This is a genomic window from Streptomyces lincolnensis (assembly GCF_021173675.1).
In the GTDB taxonomy this organism is placed as follows: domain Bacteria; phylum Actinomycetota; class Actinomycetes; order Streptomycetales; family Streptomycetaceae; genus Streptomyces; species Streptomyces lincolnensis_B.
This window is the reverse complement of sequence record NZ_JAIHON010000006.1, coordinates 502,336-523,280: the sequence shown is the minus strand read 5'-3', so window position 1 is coordinate 523,280 and position 20,945 is coordinate 502,336. Positions and strand designations below refer to the sequence as shown.

Here is a 20,945-nt window from a genome sequence, read left to right as displayed (position 1 = left end):
CTCCGCCGGATACTCCGGATCGACGGGCACATACGCGCCCCCGGCCTTCACCACCCCCAGCAGCGCCACCACCAGCTCCACCGACCGCGGCAACTTCACCGCGACAAACGACCCACGCCCCACACCACGCGACCGCAACCAACCCGCAACCCGCCCCGACCACGCCTCCAACTCCGCATACGTCAGCGACTCCTGGCCGCACACCACCGCCACCGCGGCCGGCGACCGCACGGCCTGCTCGGTGAACAACTCCGGCAACGACACCCCACGCACCCCACGCGAAGCCCCCTGCCACCCACCCAGAAGCGCCTCCCGCTCACCAGCCCCGAGCACCTCCACCTCGGACACACGGCGACCCGGTTCCTGGGCCAGGGCGGTGAGGAGTCGGACGTAGCGGTCGGCGATGCTCTGTGCGGTGGTGCGGTCGAACAGGTCGGTGCTGTAGTCCAGCGCACCGGCCAGCGCGGCGGACTCCGTCTCCGCCGTGGGACGGCGTTCCGCGAGGCGGAAGGACAGGTCGAACTTGGCGGCCCCGAGGCCGACCGGCCGGCTGCTGACCTCCAGTCCGGGCAGGGAGGTGAGGGCGGCGGCCGCGCCCTGGTCCGTGTTGTTCAGGGTGAGCATGGTCTGGAAGAGGGGGTGCCGGGACAGCGAACGCTCCGGGTTGACCGCCTCCACCAGCCGCTCGAACGGCAGATCCTGATGCGCGTACGCCGCCAGGTCCGCGGCCCGCACCCGCTCCAGCAACTCCACGAACGTCGGATCACCCGACACATCCGTACGCAACACCAGCGTGTTCACGAAGAACCCGACCAGCTCGTCCAACGCCTCATCCGTACGCCCAGCGATCGGCGTACCCAACGGAATGTCCGACCCCGCACCCAACCGCGACAACAACGCCGCCAGACCCGCCTGAAGCACCATGAACAGGCTGGATCGGCCCTCGCGGGCGAGGCGTGTCAGACCGTCGTAGACGTCCTGCGGCAGTTCGAAGGTGACGCGGTCGCCCTCGTACGAGGCGGCGGCGGGGCGGCTTCGGTCGTACGGCAGGGGCAGTTCGGCGGGCAGGTCGGCCAACGCGGAGGTCCAGTAGGCGAGTTGGCGCCCGGACTCGCTGTCCGGGTCGTCCTCAGCGCCGAGCACCGCACGCTGCCACAGGCTGTAGTCCGCGTACTGCACCGGCAACGGCGACCACTCCGGCGCCGCACCCGCGACCCGGGCCGCGTACGCCGCCGTCAGGTCGCGGGCCAACGGGCCCATCGACCAGGCGTCGCCCGCGATGTGGTGGACGACGACGAGCAGGATGTACTCCTCGTCGCCCAGCTCGAACAGCCTGGCGCGCAGCGGGAGTTCCTCGGTCAGGTCGAACGGGGCGCGGGAGGCGTGGTCCAGTGCGTCGTGCACGTGCTCGGCGTCCGTGGCCGTCACCGTGAGGTTCACCTCGGCGGCGTCCCCGACGATCTGGTACGGGCCCTCCGCGTCCTCGCCGAAGACCGTCCGCAGGCTCTCGTGCCGGGCGGCCACGTCGTTCAGGGCCTGGTGAAGGGCCTCCTGGTCCAGCGTTCCCTTCAGGCGCAGTGCGACGGGAAGGTTGTACGTCGCGCTGGGGCCCTCGAAGCGGTGCAGGAACCACAGGCGGCGCTGGGCCAGCGACAGCGGAAGTCGCTCGGGCCGGGACAGCACGGCACGCAGAGGGGCCCTGCCGCCGGACGAGGTGTCCAGGCCGGCCGCGAGTTCGGCGACCGTGGGCGCCTCGAACAGCCGGCGCACGGCGACTTCGACGTCGAGGGCGCCACGGATGCGGCTGACGAGCTTGGTGGCGAGCAGGGAGTGGCCGCCCAGCGCGAAGAAGTCGTCGTCGATGGTCACGTTGTCCAGGCCGAGGACCTCGGCGAACAGCGTGCACAGGATCTCCTCGCGCGGCGAGCGCGGCGCCCGGCCGTGGTCGCCCCGCGACCCGTAGTCGGGAGCGGGCAGTGCCCGGCGGTCCAACTTCCCGTTCGGGGTGAGCGGGAAGGCGTCCAGCGTCACGAACGCCGACGGCACCATGTAGTCGGGGAGGCGCTCGGCGAGCCGTTCCCGCACCTCTGCCGCGTCGACCTGCTTCTCCGCCTCCGGGACGAAGTACCCCACCAGGCGTTTGTCACCGGGGCGGTCTTCGCGTACCAGCACTGCGGCCTGCGCAATGTCGTCATGCGCGGCGAGTACGGCCTCGATCTCGCCGAGTTCGATCCGGAAGCCGCGCAGCTTGACCTGGTCGTCGACCCGGGAGAGGTACTCCAGCTCGCCGTCGGGCGTCCAACGGACCAGGTCACCGGTGCGATACATCCGGCTGCCTGCCGGACCGTACGGGTCGGCGACAAACCGCTCCGAGGTCAGACCGAAGCGCCCGTGATAGCCGCGCACCACGCCCTCACCCGCGATGTAGAGCTCGCCCGGCACCCCGGCCGGGACCGGCCGCAGTGTGCCGTCCAGGACGTACACCCGCGTGTTCGCGATCGGCCGGCCGATGCGCGGACGCCCCGCCCGCTCAGCCGTCACCGGCCACACCGTCGACCAGATGGTCGTCTCGGTCGGGCCATACAGGTTGGTCACCGAGCCGGCCCGTCGCACCAGCGCCTCGGCCAGATCCGCCGGCAACGCCTCACCACCGACCAGCACCCGCACCCCGTCCAGCACCGACGCGTCCTGCGCCAGCACCGCCCGCCACAGACTCGGCGTCGCCTGCATCACCGACACCCCCGCCCCGCGCACCAGGGCGCACAGGGCGGCCGGATCCCGCACCACATCCCGCTCGGCCACGACAACCGACGCGCCCGACAGCAACGGCACGAACAGCTCCAGACCGGCGATGTCGAAGCCGACCGTCGTGACCGCCAACAACCGCTCGCCCGCCGCGAGTTCGAAGCGGTCGCGCATCGAGACCAGGAAGTTGACCAACGGCGCCTGCGGCACCACCACACCCTTCGGCCGCCCCGTCGAACCCGACGTATAGATCACATAGGCCGGGTTCGCGAGAGCCGGGCGGGTCGGTGTCCGGTCGGCCGCGGGCCGGGAAAGCGCGTCAACGATCTCGGGCTCGTCCAACAGAACACGCGGCACGGCGAGTTCCTCGGGCAGGACGGAGGTCAGCTCACTCGTGGTGAGCAGGAGGACCGGGTCGGCGTCCTGGAGCATGTACGCCAACCGATCGGCCGGGTACTCGGTGTCCAGCGGCAGATAAGCGGCACCCGCCTTCCACACCGCCAGCAACGCCACCACCAGATCCACCGACCGCGGCAGAGCCACCGCCACGAACCGCTCCGGACCCGCACCCCGCTCGGCCAGCACACCCGCCAACCGCTCGGCCCGCGCATCCAACTCCCGGTAGGTCAAGGTCACTTGACCCGCGACCACGGCCTCCGCATCCGGCACCGAAGCCACCCGCTCCTCGAACAACTCCACCACCGAACGCCCCGGCACCTCACACGCCGTGTCGTTCCACAGTTCGAGGATGCGGCCCCGCTCCGGTGCGGCGAGGACGTCGATGTCACCCACGCGGGCGTCCGGGGCGGTGACCGCGTGCTCCAGGAGACGGAGCAGCCGGTCGACGAACGTGCCGGCGGTGCCCCGGTCGAACAGGTCGGTGCTGAACTCCAGCACACCGTCGAGGGAGCTCACTCGACCGTGCGTGTCGCGGCGCTCCGTGAAGCCGAAGGCCAGGTCGAACTTGGCGACGGACGACTCGACGGGCTCGCGGTCGGCCCTGAGACCCGGCAGGGCGTCCAGAGAGTCCAACGCGCCCTGGTAGTCCGTGTTGTTGAGGGTCAGGAGCACCTGGAAGAGGGGGTGCCGGGCGAGCGAACGCTCCGGGTTGACCGCCTCCACCAGCCGCTCGAACGGCAGATCCTGGTGTGCGTAGGCACCGAGGTTCCCCTCGCGGACGCGGTTCACCAGCTCGGCGAACGTCGGGCTGCCCGAGGTGTCCGTGCGCAGGACCAGCGTGTTCAGGAAGACGCCGATCAGGTCGTCCAGGGCCTCGTCGGTGCGGCCCGCGATCGGTGTGCCCAGCGGGATGTCCGTTCCTCCGCCGAGCCGGGTCAGCAGTGCGGCAAGACCCGCCTGGAGCACCATGAACGGGCTGGCCTGGACACGCCGGGCCACCGAGCTGATGCGGGCGTAGAGGTTCTCGGACAGCTGGAACGGGATGCGGTCGCCACGGTAGGTGGCCACCGACGGACGCGGCCGGTCGTACGGCAGCTCCAGCTGGTCCGGCAGCCCGGCCAGGGTCTCGGTCCAGTAGGAGAGTTGGCGTGCGATCTCGCTGTCCGGGTCGTCCTCGGCGCCGAGCACCTCGCGCTGCCACAGGCTGTAGTCGGCGTACTGCACCGGCAGCGGCTCCCACTCCGGCGCTCCGCCGGTGACCCGGGCGGCATACGCCCTGGTCAGATCACGGGCCAGCGGGGCCCGGGACCACGCGTCACTCACGATGTGGTGGGTGAGCAGGAGGAGCACGTGGTCGTTCCCGGACAGCGTGAACAGTGCGGCCCGGAAGGGAATCTCGGTGGCGAGGTCGAAGGCATGGCCGGCCTCTCCCGCCAGGTCGTCCCGCAGGCGCGCCTCGTCCGTCTCCACGACCGTGAACACCGGCCGGGCCTCGGCCGCGTCCCGGACCACCTGGTACGCGCCCTCGGCATCCTCCGCGAACACCGTCCGCAGGCTCTCGTGCCGCCCGACCACGTCCTCCAACGCCCGCCGCAACGCCTCCCGGTCCAGCGCACCGGTCAGCCGCAGGGCCACCGGCGCGTTGTATGTCGCGCTCGGTCCCTCGAACCGGTTGAGGAACCACAGCCGCTGCTGCGCGTACGACAACGGAACCCGCGCCGGACGCGGATCCACCGCCGTCACGGTACGGCGCACCGCACCGGCCTCGTCCGCGAGCGCGGCACTGATCCCGGCCACCGTGGGCGTCTCGAACAGCTGCCGGATGGGCAGTTCCGCCCCGACAGCGGTACGGATACGGCTGACCAGCTTGGTGGCGAGCAAGGAGTGCCCGCCCAGTCGGAAGAAGTCGTCATCGATCGTCACCGCGTCGACGCCCAGCACCTCCGCGAACAGCCCGCAAAGGATCTCCTCGCGCGGCGAACGCGGGGCTCGGCCCTCGGCCGCGTCACTGTCGTGTGCGGGGGCGGGGAGGGCGCGGCGGTCGAGCTTGCCGTTCGGGGTGAGGGGGAGGGCGTCCAGGGGGACGAACGCGGACGGCACCATGTAGGCGGGCAGGTGGGCCGCCGCGTGCGTGTGCAGGTCGTGCAGGTCGTCTGCTTCGCCGCCCACGATGTACGCGGTCAGGCGCTGGTCACCGGGACGGTCCTCCCGCACGATCACCGCGGCCTGGGTGACGCCGGGGTGGGACATCAACACCGCCTGAATCTCACCCAGTTCGATCCGGAAACCACGCACCTTGACCTGGTCGTCGACCCGGCCGACATAGACCAGCTGGCCGTCAGTGGTCCAGCGGGCCACGTCCCCGGTGCGATACATCCGCGCCCCGGAGGGGCCGTAGGGGTCGGCGACGAAACGCTCTGACGTCAGGTCCGGACGGCCGTGATAGCCGCGCGCCAGGACAATGCCGGCCACGTACAGCTCGCCTGCCACGCCTGGGGGGACCGGGCGCAGCCGCTCGTCCAGCACATAGGCGCGGGTGTTCCAGAACGGCCGCCCGATCGGCACCGGACCCGAACCCACCGCATCACCGGGGGCGATCCGGAAGTCGGTGCAGTTGACCGTCGCCTCCGTCGGACCATAGGCATTGATCACGGTCACGTCCGGGTGCTCGGCCCGCCAGTTCGCGAGCGCCTCGCCCAGCAGGGCTTCCCCACCCGTGATCAGCGTCCCGGACGGGGACACCTCCTCCGGCAGCGCCTCCAACAGCCCCAGGTGAGAGGGGGTGACCTTCATGAACGACGGCCGACCCCACGAACCGGCATGCTCATCGAGTTCGGTCAGCACCACCCGGCCACCGCTCACCAGCGGGGTGTACAGGGCTGTGACGGTCAGGTCGAAGGCCACCGAGGAGTGCAACACCGCCGTCCCCGACGCATCCCCATACACCTCACGCGCCCGCTCCAAATACGCACCCACCGACGCGTGTTCGACCACCACACCCTTCGGACGGCCCGTCGACCCGGACGTGTAGATGACGTAGACCGGATCCCTGTGGTCAACCGTCACCCCCTCGAACGGCTCCCCCGCCTGATCCAGCATCGCCACGTCATCGATGACCAGCACCGGCCGCGCATCGGACAGGATGTGCGCCACCCGCTCGGCGGGATACTCCGGGTCGACGGGCGCATACGCGCCCCCGGCCTTCACCACGCCCAAGAGCGCGACCACCAGCTCCACCGACCGCGGCAGCTTCACCGCGACGAACGAACCACGGCCCACTCCCCGCGACCGCAACCAACCCGCAACCCGCCCCGACCACGCCTCCAACTCCGCATACGTCAGCGACCGCTCACCACACACCACGGCAACCGCGTCCGGCGACCGCACGGCCTGCTCACCGAACAACTCCGGCAACGACACCCCACGCACCCCACGCGAAGCCCCCTGCCACCCACCCAGAAGCGCCTCCCGCTCACCAGCCCCCAGCACCTCCACCTCGGACACACGAGAAGCACCCCCACCCCCGACCACCCACTCCAACACCCGCACCAGGCGCTGGACGAGGGACTCCGCCGTGGCCCGGTCGAAGACGTCGGTGCTGTACTGGAGGGCTCCTCGGAGACCCCCCGGCGTGCCGGTCGTGCTGTGGGACTCGGCGAAGGAGAAGCCGAGGTCGAACTTGACGCGGTGGGTCTCGACCGGCTCGTGGTGGACGGTGAGGCCGGGGAGCTTGGCGATCTCGTCCAGTGCCTCGACGGGACCGGCGTTGTTGAGGTTCAGCATGGTCTGGAAGAGGGGGTGCCGGGAGAGTGAGCGCTCCGGGTTGACTGCCTCCACCAACCGCTCGAACGGCAGATCCTGATGCGCGTACGCCGCCAGGTCCGCGGCCCGCACCCGCTCCAGCAACTCCACGAACGTCGGATCACCCGACACATCCGTGCGCAGCACCAGCGTGTTCACGAAGAACCCGACCAGCTCGTCCAACGCCTCATCCGTACGCCCAGCGATCGGCGTACCCAACGGAATGTCCGACCCCGCACCCAACCGCGACAACAACGCCGCCAGACCCGCCTGAAGCACCATGAACAGGCTCGTGCGGTTGTCGCGGGCCATGCGGGTGAGGCCGGCGTGCAGCTCGGGCGGGAGCTCGAAGGGGACGACGTCGCCCTGGTAGGTGGCCACGGCGGGCCGGGGGCGGTCGTAGGGCAGGGGCAGTTCCTCCGGAAGACCGTCCAACGCCTGCTTCCAGTACGCCAGTTGGCGCCCGGCCTCGCTCGCCGGGTCGTCCTCGGCGCCGAGGACCTCCCGCTGCCACAGGCTGTAGTCCGCGTACTGCACCGGCAACGGCGACCACTCCGGCGCCGCACCCGCGACCCGGGCCGCGTACGCCGCCGTCAGGTCGCGGGCCAACGGGGCCCGGGACCAGGCGTCGGTGGCCACGTGGTGGGTGAGGAGCAGCAGGACGTGTTCGTCGGCGGCGACCTCGAACAGGGCGGCCCGCAGGGGCGGTTCGGTGGCGAGGTCGAAGGGGTGGCTCGCCGCGTCGGCGAGGTCGGCGTGCAGCCGGGCCGGGTCGGTGCGGACGACGGTGAGGTCCGGACGGGCCTCGTCGAGCACGACCTGGTACGGGCCCTCGGCGTCCTCGGCGAAGACGGTCCGCAGGGTTTCGTGGCGTGCGGTGAGGTCGGCGAGGGCGTTCCGCAGGGCCGCGCGGTCGAGGGTGCCGGACAGGCGCAGGGCGACGGGTGAGTTGTAGGCGGCGCTGGGGCCCTCGAAGCGGTGCAGGAACCACAGGCGGCGCTGGGCGTGGGACAGGGGGAGCCGGTCGGGGCGGGGCCGCACCGCGATGACGGGGGTGCGGGCGGGGCCGTTGCCGGTGTCGAGGGCGCCGGAGAGGCCGGCGACGGTGGGGGTCTCGAAGAGCTGGCGGATGGCCAGTTCCGCGCCGAGAACGGTGCGGATGCGGCTGACGAGCTTGGTGGCGAGCAGGGAGTGGCCGCCCAGCGCGAAGAAGTCGTCGTCGATGGTCACGTTGTCCAGGCCGAGGACCTCGGCGAACAGCGTGCACAGGATCTCCTCGCGCGGCGAGCGCGGCGCCCGGCCGTCCTCGCCGCGGGAGCCGTAGTCGGGAGCGGGCAGGGCCCGGCGGTCCAGCTTCCCGTTCGGGGTGAGCGGGAAGGCGTCCAGGGTCACGAACGCCGACGGCACCATGTAGTCGGGGAGGCGCTCGGCGGTGAGGGAGCGCAGGTCGTCGGGCGTCACCGAGGCGCCGGCGGTGGCCGCGTAGGCGACGAGCCGTTTGTCGCCGGGCTGGTCCTCGCGGAGCAGGACGGCGGCCTGGGTGACCTGCTCGTGGCCGGCGAGTACGGCCTCGATCTCGCCCAGTTCGATGCGGTAGCCGCGCAGCTTGACCTGTCCGTCGCCGCGGCCGACGAACTCCAGGTCGCCGTCGTGGTTCCAGCGCAGGACGTCGCCGGTGCGGTACATGCGGGAGCCGGGCGGTCCGTAGGGGTTGGCGACGAAACGCTCGGAGGTCAGGCCCGCGCGCCGCCAGTATCCGCGGGCGAGGCCGGTGCCCGCGATGTACGCCTCGCCGGGGACGCCGGGCGGTACGGGGCGCAGTCCACTGTCGAGGACGTACACCTGGGTGTTCCAGAAGGGGCGGCCGACGGGGACCGGCCCCTCGGGCGCGGGAGCGCCGGCGGGGATGCGGTACTGGACGCTGTTGACGGTGGCCTCGGTGGCTCCGTACACGTTGAGGACGCCGGCGTCGGGGCGGCGGGCCCGCCAGCGGTCGGCGACCTCGCCGAGGAGGAGTTCGCCGCCGAGCATGATCAGCCGGCTCGGGGAGGCCTCGGCGGGCAGCGCCTCCAGCAGGGCGAGGACGCTGGGGGTGCCCTTGAGGAAGGTGGCCTCGGGGCCCTCGGCGGCCCGCTCGTCGAGGTCCGCGACGTGTACCAGGCCGCCGGAGACGAGGGTCGTGTAGAGGGCCGTGACGGTGAGGTCGAAGGAGATCGGCGAGTGCAGCAGGGACGTGCCGGTCATCTCCGGGTAGGCGTGCCGGGCCCACTGCAGATAGGCGCCGAGCGACCGGTGTTCGATCACCACGCCCTTGGGGCGTCCGGTGGAGCCCGAGGTGTAGATGACGTACGCGGGGTGGGCGGGCAGCGGTGTCACCCGCGGTGCGGTGTCGGGCCGGGTGGCGAGGTCCGCGGTGAGGGCGGGGTCGTCGAGGAGGAGGCGCGGCGCGGCGCAGTCCGGGATGCCGGCGCTGAGGGCGCGGGTGGTGAGCAGCAGCGCGGGCTCGGTGTCGGCGAGCACGAACGCGATGCGGTCCGCCGGGTGGTCGGGGTCGACGGGCACGTAGGCGGCGCCCGTCTTGAGGACGGCGAGCAGCGCGACGACCGTGTCGTGGTCGCGGGGCAGGGCGAGCGCGACGAACCGCTCGGGGGCCGCGCCGTGTTCGGCGAGCAGCCGGGCCAGGCGGCTGGAGCGGGCGTCGAGTTCGGCGTAGGTGAGGGTGTGGCCGCCGCTGGTGACGGCGGGGGCGTGCGGGGTGCGGGCGGCCTGGGCGCGGAACAGGTCGAGGACCGTGGTGCCGGCCACCTCGCGCGCGGTGTCGTTGCCGTCCCGCAGGACGCGTTGCCGTTCCTCGTCGGTGAGCACGTCGAGGCGTCCGACGGGCTGGTCGGGGTCGGCGACGAGGGCGCGCAGCACGCGGACGAAGCGGTCCAGGATCCGCTGGGCGGCGGCCTCGTCGAAGACGTCGGGGCGGTGGTTCAGCCGGAACGTCATGGTGTCGCGGGCGGACGCGATCAGCAGCAGCGGGTAGTGGGTGGCCTCGCGGTTCTTGCCGGGGGCCAGGCTGATGGCCGCGCCGATGCCGGTACCGGCCGTGCCGGAACGGTTCACCGGGTAGTTCTGGAACACCATGGAGGTGTCGAAGAGTTCACCGTGTCCGGCGGCGCGCTGGATCTCGGCGAGGCCGAGGTGCTGGTGCGGGGTGAGCGCGGCCTGCTCGTGCTGGACGCGGACGACGAGGTCGGCGAGCGATTCGGCGGCCCGCAGCCGCACCCGTGAGGGCAGCGTGTTGATGAACAGGCCCACCATGCGTTCGACGCCGTCGATCTCGGGCGGGCGCCCGGAGACGGTGGTGCCGAAGACGATGTCGTCGCGTCCGAGGTGCTTGCCGAGGGCCGCCGCCCAGGCGGTCTGCACCACGGTGTTGAGGGTGACCCCGCGGCCGCGGGCGATCTCGGTGAGGGCCGCGGTCTCCTCCTGGGACAGGGCCGCCCGGACCTCGGCGCCGGCCACGGCGGTGTGGTCGGCGTCCGGTGCCACGAGGGTGGGCTCGGCGAGGTCGGCGAAGGTGTCGCGCCAGGCGGTGCGGGCGGCCTCCCGGTCCTGGTCCCCAAGCCACTTGAGGTAGTCGCGGTACGGGCGGACCCGGGGCAGGGCGCTGTCGTCGCCCGAGGCGTCGTAGAGCGCGAAGAGGTCGCCCATGAGGACGGGCAGGGACCAGCCGTCGAGCAGGAGGTGGTGGTTGGTCAGGACGAGGCGGTGGCGGTCGGCGCCGAGCCGGAGCAGGGTGAAGCGCAGCAGCGGGGGCCGGGTCACGTCGAAGCGGGTGGCCCGCTCGGCGGCGATGAGGGCGTCGGCGGCTTCGGCGCGTTCGGCCTCCGGGAGCCCGGTCAGGTCCCGCTCGGTCCAGGGCAGCCGTACCTCCCGCATCACCAGCTGTGCCCAGTCGCCGTTCTTGCGCTGGCGGAAGGCGACCCGCAGGTTGGCGTGCCGGGCCAGCAGCTTCTCGGCGGCGGTGCGCAGGGCGGCGGTGTCCAGGGCGCCGTCGATGTCGAACGACATCTGGACGACGTAGGGGTCGAGTTCGCCCTCGTCGTAGACGCTGTGGAAGAGCAGGCCCTCCTGGAGCGGGGCCAGCGGCAGGATGTCCTCGATCTTCCGCGCGGTGCGACTCACTTGCTGGCCTCTTCTTCCTTCTCGAAGTCGTGCGGTTCGTCGTCGAAGTCGTCGAAGTCGTCGAACAGGTCGTCCAGCTCCTCTTCGAACGCCTCGATCTCGTCCTGTCCGATCGAGGACAGTGAGACGTCGGACGGGGTGAGGCCGCCCGCGTGCGGGTTCTCCGCGTGGGTGACCAGGGCTCGTAGCGCCTGGAACCACAGGTCGGCCAGCTCGCGCACCTCGGCCTCGTCGAGGATGCCGTCGGCCCAGGTCCAGAAGGCGACGAGCTCGGAGCCGTCCGGGCCGTCGTGGGTGCGGGCGTTGAGCTCCAGCGGGTGGGCGAGCGGCAGGTGCGGGGGGTCCCCGGCGACGGCGTCGACACCGGTGACCGGGGTCCAGTCGGCGGCCCTCTCGCCGGTGGTGGCGGTGAAGCGGCCCAGGTAGTTGAACGCGACGTGGGGCACGGCCAGGCCGTCGAAGCCGGGGGCGGTGGCCGGGTTGAGGTGGCGGACCAGGCCGTAGCCCATGCCCTTGTCGGGGATGGACCTGAGGTGTTCCTTGACCCGTTTGGTCACGGCGCCGGCCGCGGGGCCGCCCGCGAAGGCCCGGGCGAGGTCCGCGCCGCCCGTGTCGAGGCGTACGGGGTACAGGTTGGTGAACCAGCCGACGGTGCGGGACAGGTCGGCGCCCTCGACGAGGTGTTCCTCCCGGCCGTGGCCCTCCAGGTCCAGCAGCACGCTCGGCCCGCCGTGCCGCCAGCGCGCCCAGGCCAGGGTGAACGCGGCCAGCAGGACGTCGTTGATCTCCGCGTTGAAGGCCGCCGGGACGCGGGTGAGCACGGCTTCGGTGATGTCGGCGGGCAGGGTGAGGGACAGCCGTCCGGCCGTCGCCTGGGTGTCCCGGGACGGTTCCAGGGGACGCCGGCCCAGCGGGGGGCCGTCCGCGCGCAGGACGCTCTGCCACCAGCTCGCGTCGGCGAGCCACGCGGCCTTGGTGGCCTCCTCGGTCAGGCCCGTGGCCCAGCGGCGCAGCGAGGTGCCCACCGGCTGCAGCCGCGGTTCCCGGCCGGCGGCGAGCGCCTCGTACGCCTCGGCGAGGTCCGGGATGAGGATGCGCCAGGAGACTCCGTCGACGACCAGGTGGTGGACGATCAGGAGCAGCATCCCGGGGCGGTCCGGGCCGCGGTCGAACCACACGGCCTGCACGAGCCGTCCCTCGGCCAGGTGGAGCCGGTCGCGCGCGGCCTCGCCCGCGGTCCGCACCAGGGCGTCGAGCGCGTCACCGTCGACGTCCGCGGCGTCCACGCGCGTGACGAGGGTGCCCGCGTCGACGGATCCCGCCTCCCGGATCTCCAGCCGCCGGCCGGGAGCCGGCGTGAGACGCGCGCGCAGGGCGTCGTGGTGGTCGAGCAGCGTCTGTACGGCCCCGGTGAGGGAGTCGGCGTCGAGCCCCGCCGGTACCCGCAGGACCGCGGACATGTTGAACGCGTCGAGGTCGTCGGTGCGGGCCAGCAGCCAGTGCTTGACCGGGGTCAGGGGCACCTCGCCGATGCCCGCACCCGGCTCCTCCGCCAGCACCCCGCCGGCCTCGGTGACGACCTCGGCCAGCGCGGCCACGGTCCGCTGCTCGAACACGTCGCGCACCGACAGCTCCAGACCGGCCCGGCGCGCCCTGCTGACCAGCTGGATCGACATGATGCTGTCGCCGCCCAGGTCGAAGAAGCCGTCCTCCACGCCGACCTCGGCCAGGCCGAGGACGTCCGCGAACAGCCCGCACAGCACCTTCTCCCGCTCGGTGCGCGGTGCCGCGGACGCCGGGTCGGTGCCGGTGTCGGGGGCGGGCAGGGCCCGCCGGTCCAGCTTGCCGTTGGCGGTCAGGGGCAGGTCGTCGAGCACCACCACGAACGAGGGGACCATGTAGTGGGGCAGCTGCTGTTCGAGGTGCGCGCGCAGCGCGCGGCCAAGGCCCGCGTCGTGGTCCCGGCCCTCCGGGACGACGTACGCCACCAGCCGGGTGGGTCCGCCGAGGTCCTCGCGGGTGACGACGACCGCGGTGTCGACGGCCGGGTGGTCGCCGAGTACGGCCTCCACCTCGCCGGGCTCGACACGGAACCCGCCGATCTTGACCTGGTGGTCGGCCCGGCCCAGGAACTCCAGCTCGCCGCGGTGGTTCCAGCGCACGATGTCGCCGGTGCGGTAGAGCCGGTTGCCGGGCTGCCCGAACGGCGAGGCGACGAAGCGTTCCGCCGTCCGGTCGGGGCGGCCGAGGTAGCCGCGGGCCAGCTGGGCGCCGCCGATGTACAGCTCGCCGCGCACGCCGGGCGGCACCGGGCTCAGCCCGGCGTCGAGCACGTACACCGACGCGTTCCACAGGGGCTGGCCGATGGAGGCGGCGGAGGGCCACTCGTCGATGTCGTCGGGGAGGGTCGCGGTGGTGGCCGCGTGGGTCTCGGCCGGGCCGTAGATGTTGTGCGCCATCCGCCGCCAGCTGCTCGCGCAGAACGCGCGCAGCTCCTGGCTCAGCCGGAACTGCTCGCCGCCCTGGAAGAGGTCGGTGAGGGAGTCCAGGCGCTCGCCGGTGTCGGCGGCCGCCGCGAGCACGGCGTCGATGACGAGCGTCGGCGCGAACAGTTCGTTGATGCCGTGCCGGGTGATCCAGCGGGCCAGTTCGTAGGCGTCCCGGCGGACGTGCTCCTCGGGGATCACCAGGGTCTTGCCGGCGACCAGTGCCTGGAGGATCTCCTGCACCGCGAAGTCGAAGGAGACCGCGAGGAACTGCGCGGTCCGGGTGCCGACGCCCCCGCTGTAGGTGCCGGTGTGCCAGGCGAGCAGGTTGACCAGCGAACTCATCGGCATCATCACGCCCTTGGGGGCGCCGGTGGAGCCGGAGGTGTAGACGACGTAGGCGGGGTGGCGCAGGTCCGTCGGGCGGACCCGGTCGCTGTCCGTCGGGTCGGTGTCCGGGGCCGCGGCGAGCGCCCGGACCGTCTCCGGGGCGTCGAGCACGACGGTGCCGGCCGGGACCTCGCCCAGTGCCGGGCCGGTGGCCGTGTCGGTGACGACGGCCCGGGGCGCGCAGTCGCCCAGGATCGCCCGCAGCCGCTGTTCGGGGGCCGTGACGTCGAGGGTGAGGTAGGCGGCCCCGGCCTTCAGCGTGGCGAGCAGGGCGACCACCAGGTCGGGCGACCTGGGCAGGGCGATCGCCACCACGTCCTCGGCGCCCACACCCGAGGCGGCCAGCAGGTGCGCGAGCCGGTTGGCACGGGCGTTCAGCTCGGCGTACGACAGGGTCGTGTCCTCGCCGACCAGCGCGGTCGCCCGGGGCTCGGCGGAGACCTGCCGCTGGAAGAGCACCGGGACCGGGTCCGCGGGCACGGGGCGCGCGGTGCGGTTCCACTCCTCCAGGACCCGCCACCGTTCGGCGGCCGCCATCACGTCCAGCCGGCCGATGGGCCGCCCGGGGTCGTCGACGACCCCGGCCAGGACGCGCAGCAGCCGGTCGGCGAACTCCTGGGCGGTGCCGTGGTCGAACAGGTCGGCGTTGTACTCGACGGCCGCGCGCAGCCCCTCGGGCTCGCCCTGCGGGCCGTACCGCTCGTCGAAGAAGAACGCCAGGTCGAACTTGGCGCGGCCGGTCTCCGGTGCCTGGACGTCGACGGTGAGGCCGGGCAGGCGCAGGACGTCGAGCGCCTCCTGGTTGTTGTCGAAGCCGAGCAGCACCTGGAAGAGGGGATGGCGGGCCAGCGACCGGGCCGGGCTGAGCACTTCCACGAGCCGCTCGAACGGCACGTCCTGGTGCCCGTAGGCGGCGAGGTTGGTCTCCCGGACCCGGGCGACGAGTTCGGTGAACGTCGGGTCGCCGGAGGTGTCGGTGCGCAGCACCAGAGTGTTCACGAAGAACCCGACGAGGTCCTCGACGGCGGCGTCGGTACGGCCCGCGACGGGACTGCCGATGGGGATGTCGGTGCCCGCGCCGAGCCGGGTGAGCAGCGTGGCGAGGGCGGCCTGCGTCACCATGAACAGACTGGTGCCGGTCTCCCGGGCGAACGCGGCCAGCCGCGCGTGCAGGGCGGCGGGCACCTCGAACGGCACCCGGCCACCGCGGTGGGACTGCCGGGCCGGGCGGGGCCGGTCGACGGGCAGTTCCAGTTCCTCCGGCAGGCCGGCCAGCGCGTCCTTCCAGTGGGCGAGCTGCCGGGAGATCTCGCTGTCCGGGTCGTCCTCGGAGCCGAGCACCTCCCGCTGCCACAGGGTGTAGTCGGCGTACTGCACCGGCAGCGGCGTCCACGCGGGGGCCTCGCCCCGGGTGCGGGCGGTGTAGGCGAGGGACAGGTCACGGGCCAGGGGGCCCATGGACCAGCCGTCGCCGGCGATGTGGTGCACCACCAGGACCAGGACGCGTTCCCCGTCCCGTGCGGAGAACAGCCAGGCGCGGACGGGCAGTTCGGCGCTCAGGTCGAAGGGGTGCGCCGCGGTGGCCCGCACCCGGTCCTCCATCTCGCCGCGGGCGACGTCGACCTCGGTCAGTTCCGGGACCGCGTGCGGGGCGGGCAGGACGATCTGCCGCGCCTCCCCCGCCTCCTCGGCGAACAGGGTGCGCAGCGACTCGTGCCGGGCGACGACGTCGGTGAGCGCCTGCCGCAGGGCGGCCCGGTCCAGCGCGCCCTTCAGCCGCAGCGCCACCGGGATGTTGTAGGTGGCGCTCGGCCCCTCCAGGTGGTTCAGGAACCACAGCCGCTGTTGCGCGTACGACAGCGGGATCCGGGCCGGACGCTCCAGCGGCGTGATCGGAGGGCGGGCGCCCTCGGCCTCGTCGAGGGCGTCGACGACGCCGGCGACGGTGGGGTTCTCGAAGAGCCGGCGGATGGACAGCTCCACGCCCAGGACCGCGCGGATCCTGCTGAGCAGCCGTACCGCGGACAGTGAATGCCCGCCGTGCTCGAAGAAGTTGTCGTCGATGTCCACCGAGGCGACGCCCAGCATCTCGGCGAAGACCGTGCACAGGATCTGCTCCCGCGGGCTGCGCGGCCCCCTGGACCGGGCCGGCCACACGACCGCCCCGCCCGCCGCGGCCCCGTCGGAGGTGTCGACGAGCCGCAGCTCACCGTCGGCCGACCAGCGCGCCGAGCGGCCCGTACGGTACATCCAGCCCGCGCGCCCGAACGGACACGGCAGCCACCGCTCCTGCTCCGCCGCCTCCCCGGCCGGACCGGGCGCCGTCACGTGCAGGGTCCCGGGCACCCCGGGCGGCACCGGGCCCAGGGAGTCGTCGAGGACGTACGCGCGCGCCCCGCGCGTCGCCGCGGGCAGGGACAGCCCGGCCAGCGCGGCGGCCACCGCGGGCCGTTCGGCATCGCTCCACTCGTCGAGCACGGCGGTCCGCTCGGCCGGGCCGAGCAGGTCGACCGCGCCCACGGTCCGGTCGGCGTCCTGCGCCAGGGCGGTGAGCAGGCGGACGAAGCGATCGGCCACCGAACGGGCCGTGTTCCGGTCGAACAGCTCCACGGCGAACTCCAGGTCCCCCGTCACACCGGCGGGCCGGCCCGCGCCGTCGAAGCGTTCCGTCAGCTCCCAGTTGAGGTCGAACTTGGTGTCCTCGATCGGCAGCCGCTCCAGCTCCACGGCCAGCCCGGGCAGCTTCGCCACCTCGGCGACGGTGGCCCGCGGGTCCGTGTTGTGCAGGGTGAGACACACCTGGAAGAGGGGGTGCCGGGTGAGCGAGCGCTCCGGGTTGACCGCCTCCACCAGCCGCTCGAACGGCAGGTCCTGGTGCGCGTACGCCGCCAGGTTCCGGGCCCGTACGCGTTCCACGAGCTCCGTGAACGTCGGGTCGCCCGAGGTGTCGGCACGCAGCACCAGCGTGTTGGCGAAGAACCCGACCAGTTCCTCCACCGCCACGTCGGTACGGCCGGCGACCGGCGAACCGATCGGGATGTCCGTACCGGCGCCCAGCCGGGTCAGCAGCGCGGCAAGACCCGCCTGGAGCACCATGAACAGGCTGGACCGGGTGCGGCGGGCCACCTCGGTGAGCGCCTCGTGCAGTTCGGCGGACAGCCGCAGACAGACCTGCCCGCCGCGCTGGGTCACGACCTCGCTGCGCGGCCGGTCGTAGGGCAGTTCCAGCTGGTCGGGGAGCCCGGCCAACGTCTCGGTCCAGTAGGCGAGCTGGCGCGCGATCTCGCTGTCCGGGTCGTCCTCGGAGCCGAGCACCTCCCGCTGCCACAGGCTGTAGTCGGCGTACTGCACCGGCAGCGGCTCCCATCGCGGCTCCTCCCCGGTGATCCGGGCCGCGTACGCCGTCGCCAGGTCGCGGGCCAGCGGGCGCATCGACCAGCCGTCTCCCGCGATGTGGTGCAGAAGCAGCAGCAGGACGTGCTCGTCCTCGCCGACCTCGAACAGCGTGGCCCGCACCGGCGGTTCCACGGCCAGGTCGAAGGGGTACCGGGCCGCGGCCACGAGCCGCTCACCGAGCCGCTCCTCGTCCACGGCCACCACGTCGAGCTCCACGACCGCCTCGTACGGCTCCAGGATCACCTGCGTGAAGCCGCCCTCGTCCTCGGCGAAAACCGTCCGCAGACTCTCGTGCCGCCCGACCACGTCCGCCAGCGCCCGCCGCAACGCCTCCCGGTCCAGCGGCCCCGTCAGCCGCAGCGCGCCCGGCGCGTTGTACGCGGTGCTGCCGTCCTCCAACAGGCTCAGAAAACGCAGCCGCTGCTGCGCGTACGACACGGGGACACGCTCCGGCCGCACTCCGACCGTGACACCGGGACGCCGTACCGGCACCGATCCCTGCTCCAGCGCGGCGGTGATCCCGGCGACCGTGGGCGTCTCGAACAGCTGCCGGATGGGCAGTTCGGCACCCAGGACGGTACGGATGCGGCTGACCAGCTTGGTCGCCAGCAGGGAGTGGCCGCCCAGCGCGAAGAAGTCGTCGTCGATCGTGACCGCGTCGACGCCGAGTACTTCGGTGACGAGCGTGCACAGGACTTCTTCCTGGGGGGTGCGGGGGGATCGGCCCTTGGCCCGCTCGCCGTCGTGTGCGGGGGCGGGGAGGGCGCGGCGGTCGAGCTTGCCGTTCGGGGTGAGGGGGAGGGCGTCCAAGGGGACGAACGCGGACGGCACCATGTAGGCGGGCAGGTGGGCCGCCGCGTGCGTGTGCAGGTCGTGCAGGTCGTCTGCTTCGCCGCCCACGATGTACGCGGTCAGGCGCTGGTCACCGGGACGGTCCTCCCGCACGATCACCGCGGCCTGCGTGACGCCGGGGTGGGACATCAACACGGCCTGGATCTCGCCCAGTTCGATCCGGAAACCACGCACCTTGACCTGGTCGTCGACCCGGCCGACATAGACCAGCTGGCCGTCAGTGGTCCAGCGGGCCACATCGCCGGTGCGATACATCCGCGCCCCGGAGGGGCCGTAGGGGTCGGCGACGAAACGCTCTGACGTCAGGTCCGGACGGCCGTGATAGCCGCGCGCCAGCACAATGCCGGCCACGTACAGCTCGCCCGCGACGCCTGGGGGGACCGGCCGCAGCCGCTCGTCCAGCACATAGGCCCGGGTGTTCCAGAACGGCCGCCCGATCGGCACCGGACCCGAACCCACCGCATCACCGGGGGCGATCCGGAAGTCCGTGCAGTTGACCGTCGCCTCCGTCGGACCATAAGCATTGACCACGGTCACGTCCGGATGCGCCGCCCGCCAAGACGCCAGCGCCTCGCCCAGCAGGGCCTCACCACCCGTGATCAGCGTCCCCGACGGCGACACCTCCTCCGGCAGCGCCTCCAGCAGGCCCAGATGGGAGGGGGTGACCTTCATGAACGACGGCCGACCCGCAGCACCGGCATGCTCATCGAGTTCGGTCAGCACCACCCGGCCACCACTGACCAACGGCGTGTACAGGGCCGTCACGGTCAGGTCGAAGGCCACCGAGGAATGCAGCACCGCCGTCCCCGACGCATCCCCATACACCTCACGCGCCCGCTCCAAATACGCACCGACGGAAGCATGCTCGACCACCACACCCTTCGGACGGCCCGTCGACCCCGACGTGTAGATCACATAGACCGGATCCCGGGGACTGACACGGACACCTTCAAACGGCTCGCCCGCCTGATCCAGCATCGCCACGTCATCGATGACCAGCACCGGCCGCGCATCGCCGAGAATGTGCGCCACCCGCTCCGCCGGATACTCCGGATCGACGGGCACATACGCGCCCCCGGCCTTCACCACCCCCAGCAGCGCCACCACCAGCTCCACCGACCGCGGCAGCTTCACCGCGACGAACGAACCACGGCCCACACCACGCGACCGCAACCAACCCGCAACCCGCCCCGACCACGCATCCAACTCCGCATACGTCAGCGACCGCTCACCGCACACCACGGCAACCGCGTCCGGCGACCTCTCGGCCTGCTCACCGAACAACTCCGGCAACGACACCCCACGCACCCCACGCGAAGCCCCCTGCCACCCACCAAGAAGCGCCTCCCGCTCACCGGCCCCCAGCACCTCCACCTCGGACACACGAGAAGCACCCCCACCCCCGACCACCCACTCCAACACCCGCACCAACCGGCGCATGTGGGAGGCGAGTTCGGACTCCCCGTACAGCTCGGGGTGGGCGTCGAGTTCGATGCGGATGCCGCCGCGCGAGTCGGCCGTGCCGTAGAAGTTGATCTTCAGGTCGTTGACGGGGCCGGTGGACAGGGGATGGGCGACGGCCGGGGTGGGGCCGAAGTGGGGCTCGTTGGCGAAGGCCATGATGTTGACGGTCGGGCCTAGGCGGGTCTGCCCGGCGCCGGAGAGGCCCAGTTCGTGGATGAGTTCCTCGCCGCGGAAGCGCTGGTGGCGGATCATGTCGGCGAGGGAGCGGGACACCTGGGCGGCGAGGTCCGCGAAGGGGGTGTCCGGGGTGGTCGTGACACGCAGGGGCAGCACGTTGACCATGGCGCTCGGGGTGGTCAGGGACGTCCGCCCGGTGCGGCCCGCGAGCGGCAGCGAGAACGTGAAGTCGGTGCGGCCGGTCATCCGGTGGAAGAAGGCCGCGGTGGCGGCGAGCGCCAGGTCGGGCCACCGCACACCGAGGTCGGCGGCCGTCTTGACGAGCCCGTGGGCCAGCGGGGCCGGCAGGGTGTGGACGTGGCGGCGCAGGCTGTGCGTGGCGGCGGACGGGCGGCCCGCCAGGGACACCGGGTCGGGCAGGTCGGTGAAGACCTCCCGCCAGTGGGCGCGGTCCTGGCCGTGCCGGCGCGAACCGGTGTAGGACACCTCGTCCGCGACGACCTTGTCGAGAGACGCGAAACCGGTGGGCGCGGGGGTCTCGCCGGCCAACAGGGCCGAGTAGAGGGCGGCGACGCGGGCGGCGTAGACGGAGTGGCCGAAGCCGTCGAGGACGGCGTGGTGGTAGCCGTGGAAGTACCAGTGCCGGTCCTCGGCGAGGGTGAGCAGGGCCTGTTCGCTCAGGGGTCCGCGGTCCAGGTCGAAGGGCCTGGCCATGCGGTCGTTCATCCAGCGGTGCGCGGCGGCCTCCGGGTCGGGGGCCGTGCGCAGGTCGAGGAGGCGGAGCGGGTCCGGTTCCGCCGGTTCGACGATCTGGTGGAGCGTCACCTCCCGGCCGCCGCCGGTGTCCTGTTCGTCCTGGACGAAGTACGAGCGCAGGGCCTCGGTCTCCGCGACGCCGCGCCGTACGGCCTCGGCGAGGACCGCGGTGTCGAGCGGGCCGCGGATCTCGTAGTAGCCGCCGCAGTTGTAGAGGGGACTGTCCGCGTGCAGGTGCTGGGCGACCCAGATGCCGGACTGGGCGGCCGAGACGGGTCGACGGAGCAGACGGGCTTCGGACAT

Annotated in this window: 2 protein-coding genes (1 of these 2 running past the window's edge); both read right to left on the bottom strand. The window is 72.5% G+C overall.

The features are described from left to right. Window positions 1-11,121: the 5' portion of a non-ribosomal peptide synthase/polyketide synthase gene (locus K4B79_RS48310; RefSeq protein WP_232028177.1), read on the bottom strand. 9,324 nt of this gene lie to the left of the window's left edge; 11,121 of the gene's 20,445 nt are visible here — the first part of the coding sequence; the start codon lies at window positions 11,119-11,121; its stop codon lies off the left edge, out of view. Then, a complete protein-coding gene (locus tag K4B79_RS20115) occupies window positions 11,118-20,945 on the bottom strand; it encodes a non-ribosomal peptide synthetase (protein ID WP_232028176.1) in 9,828 nt (3,275 codons plus the stop codon). Before K4B79_RS20115 ends, K4B79_RS48310 begins: the two co-directional genes overlap by 4 nt.

Bases quoted from the DNA above. Each gene is read 5' to 3' on its own strand.
- K4B79_RS20115 (WP_232028176.1), bottom strand. From the start codon at position 20,945: ATGTCCGAAGCCCGTCTGCTCCGTCGACCCGTCTCGGCCGCCCAGTCC.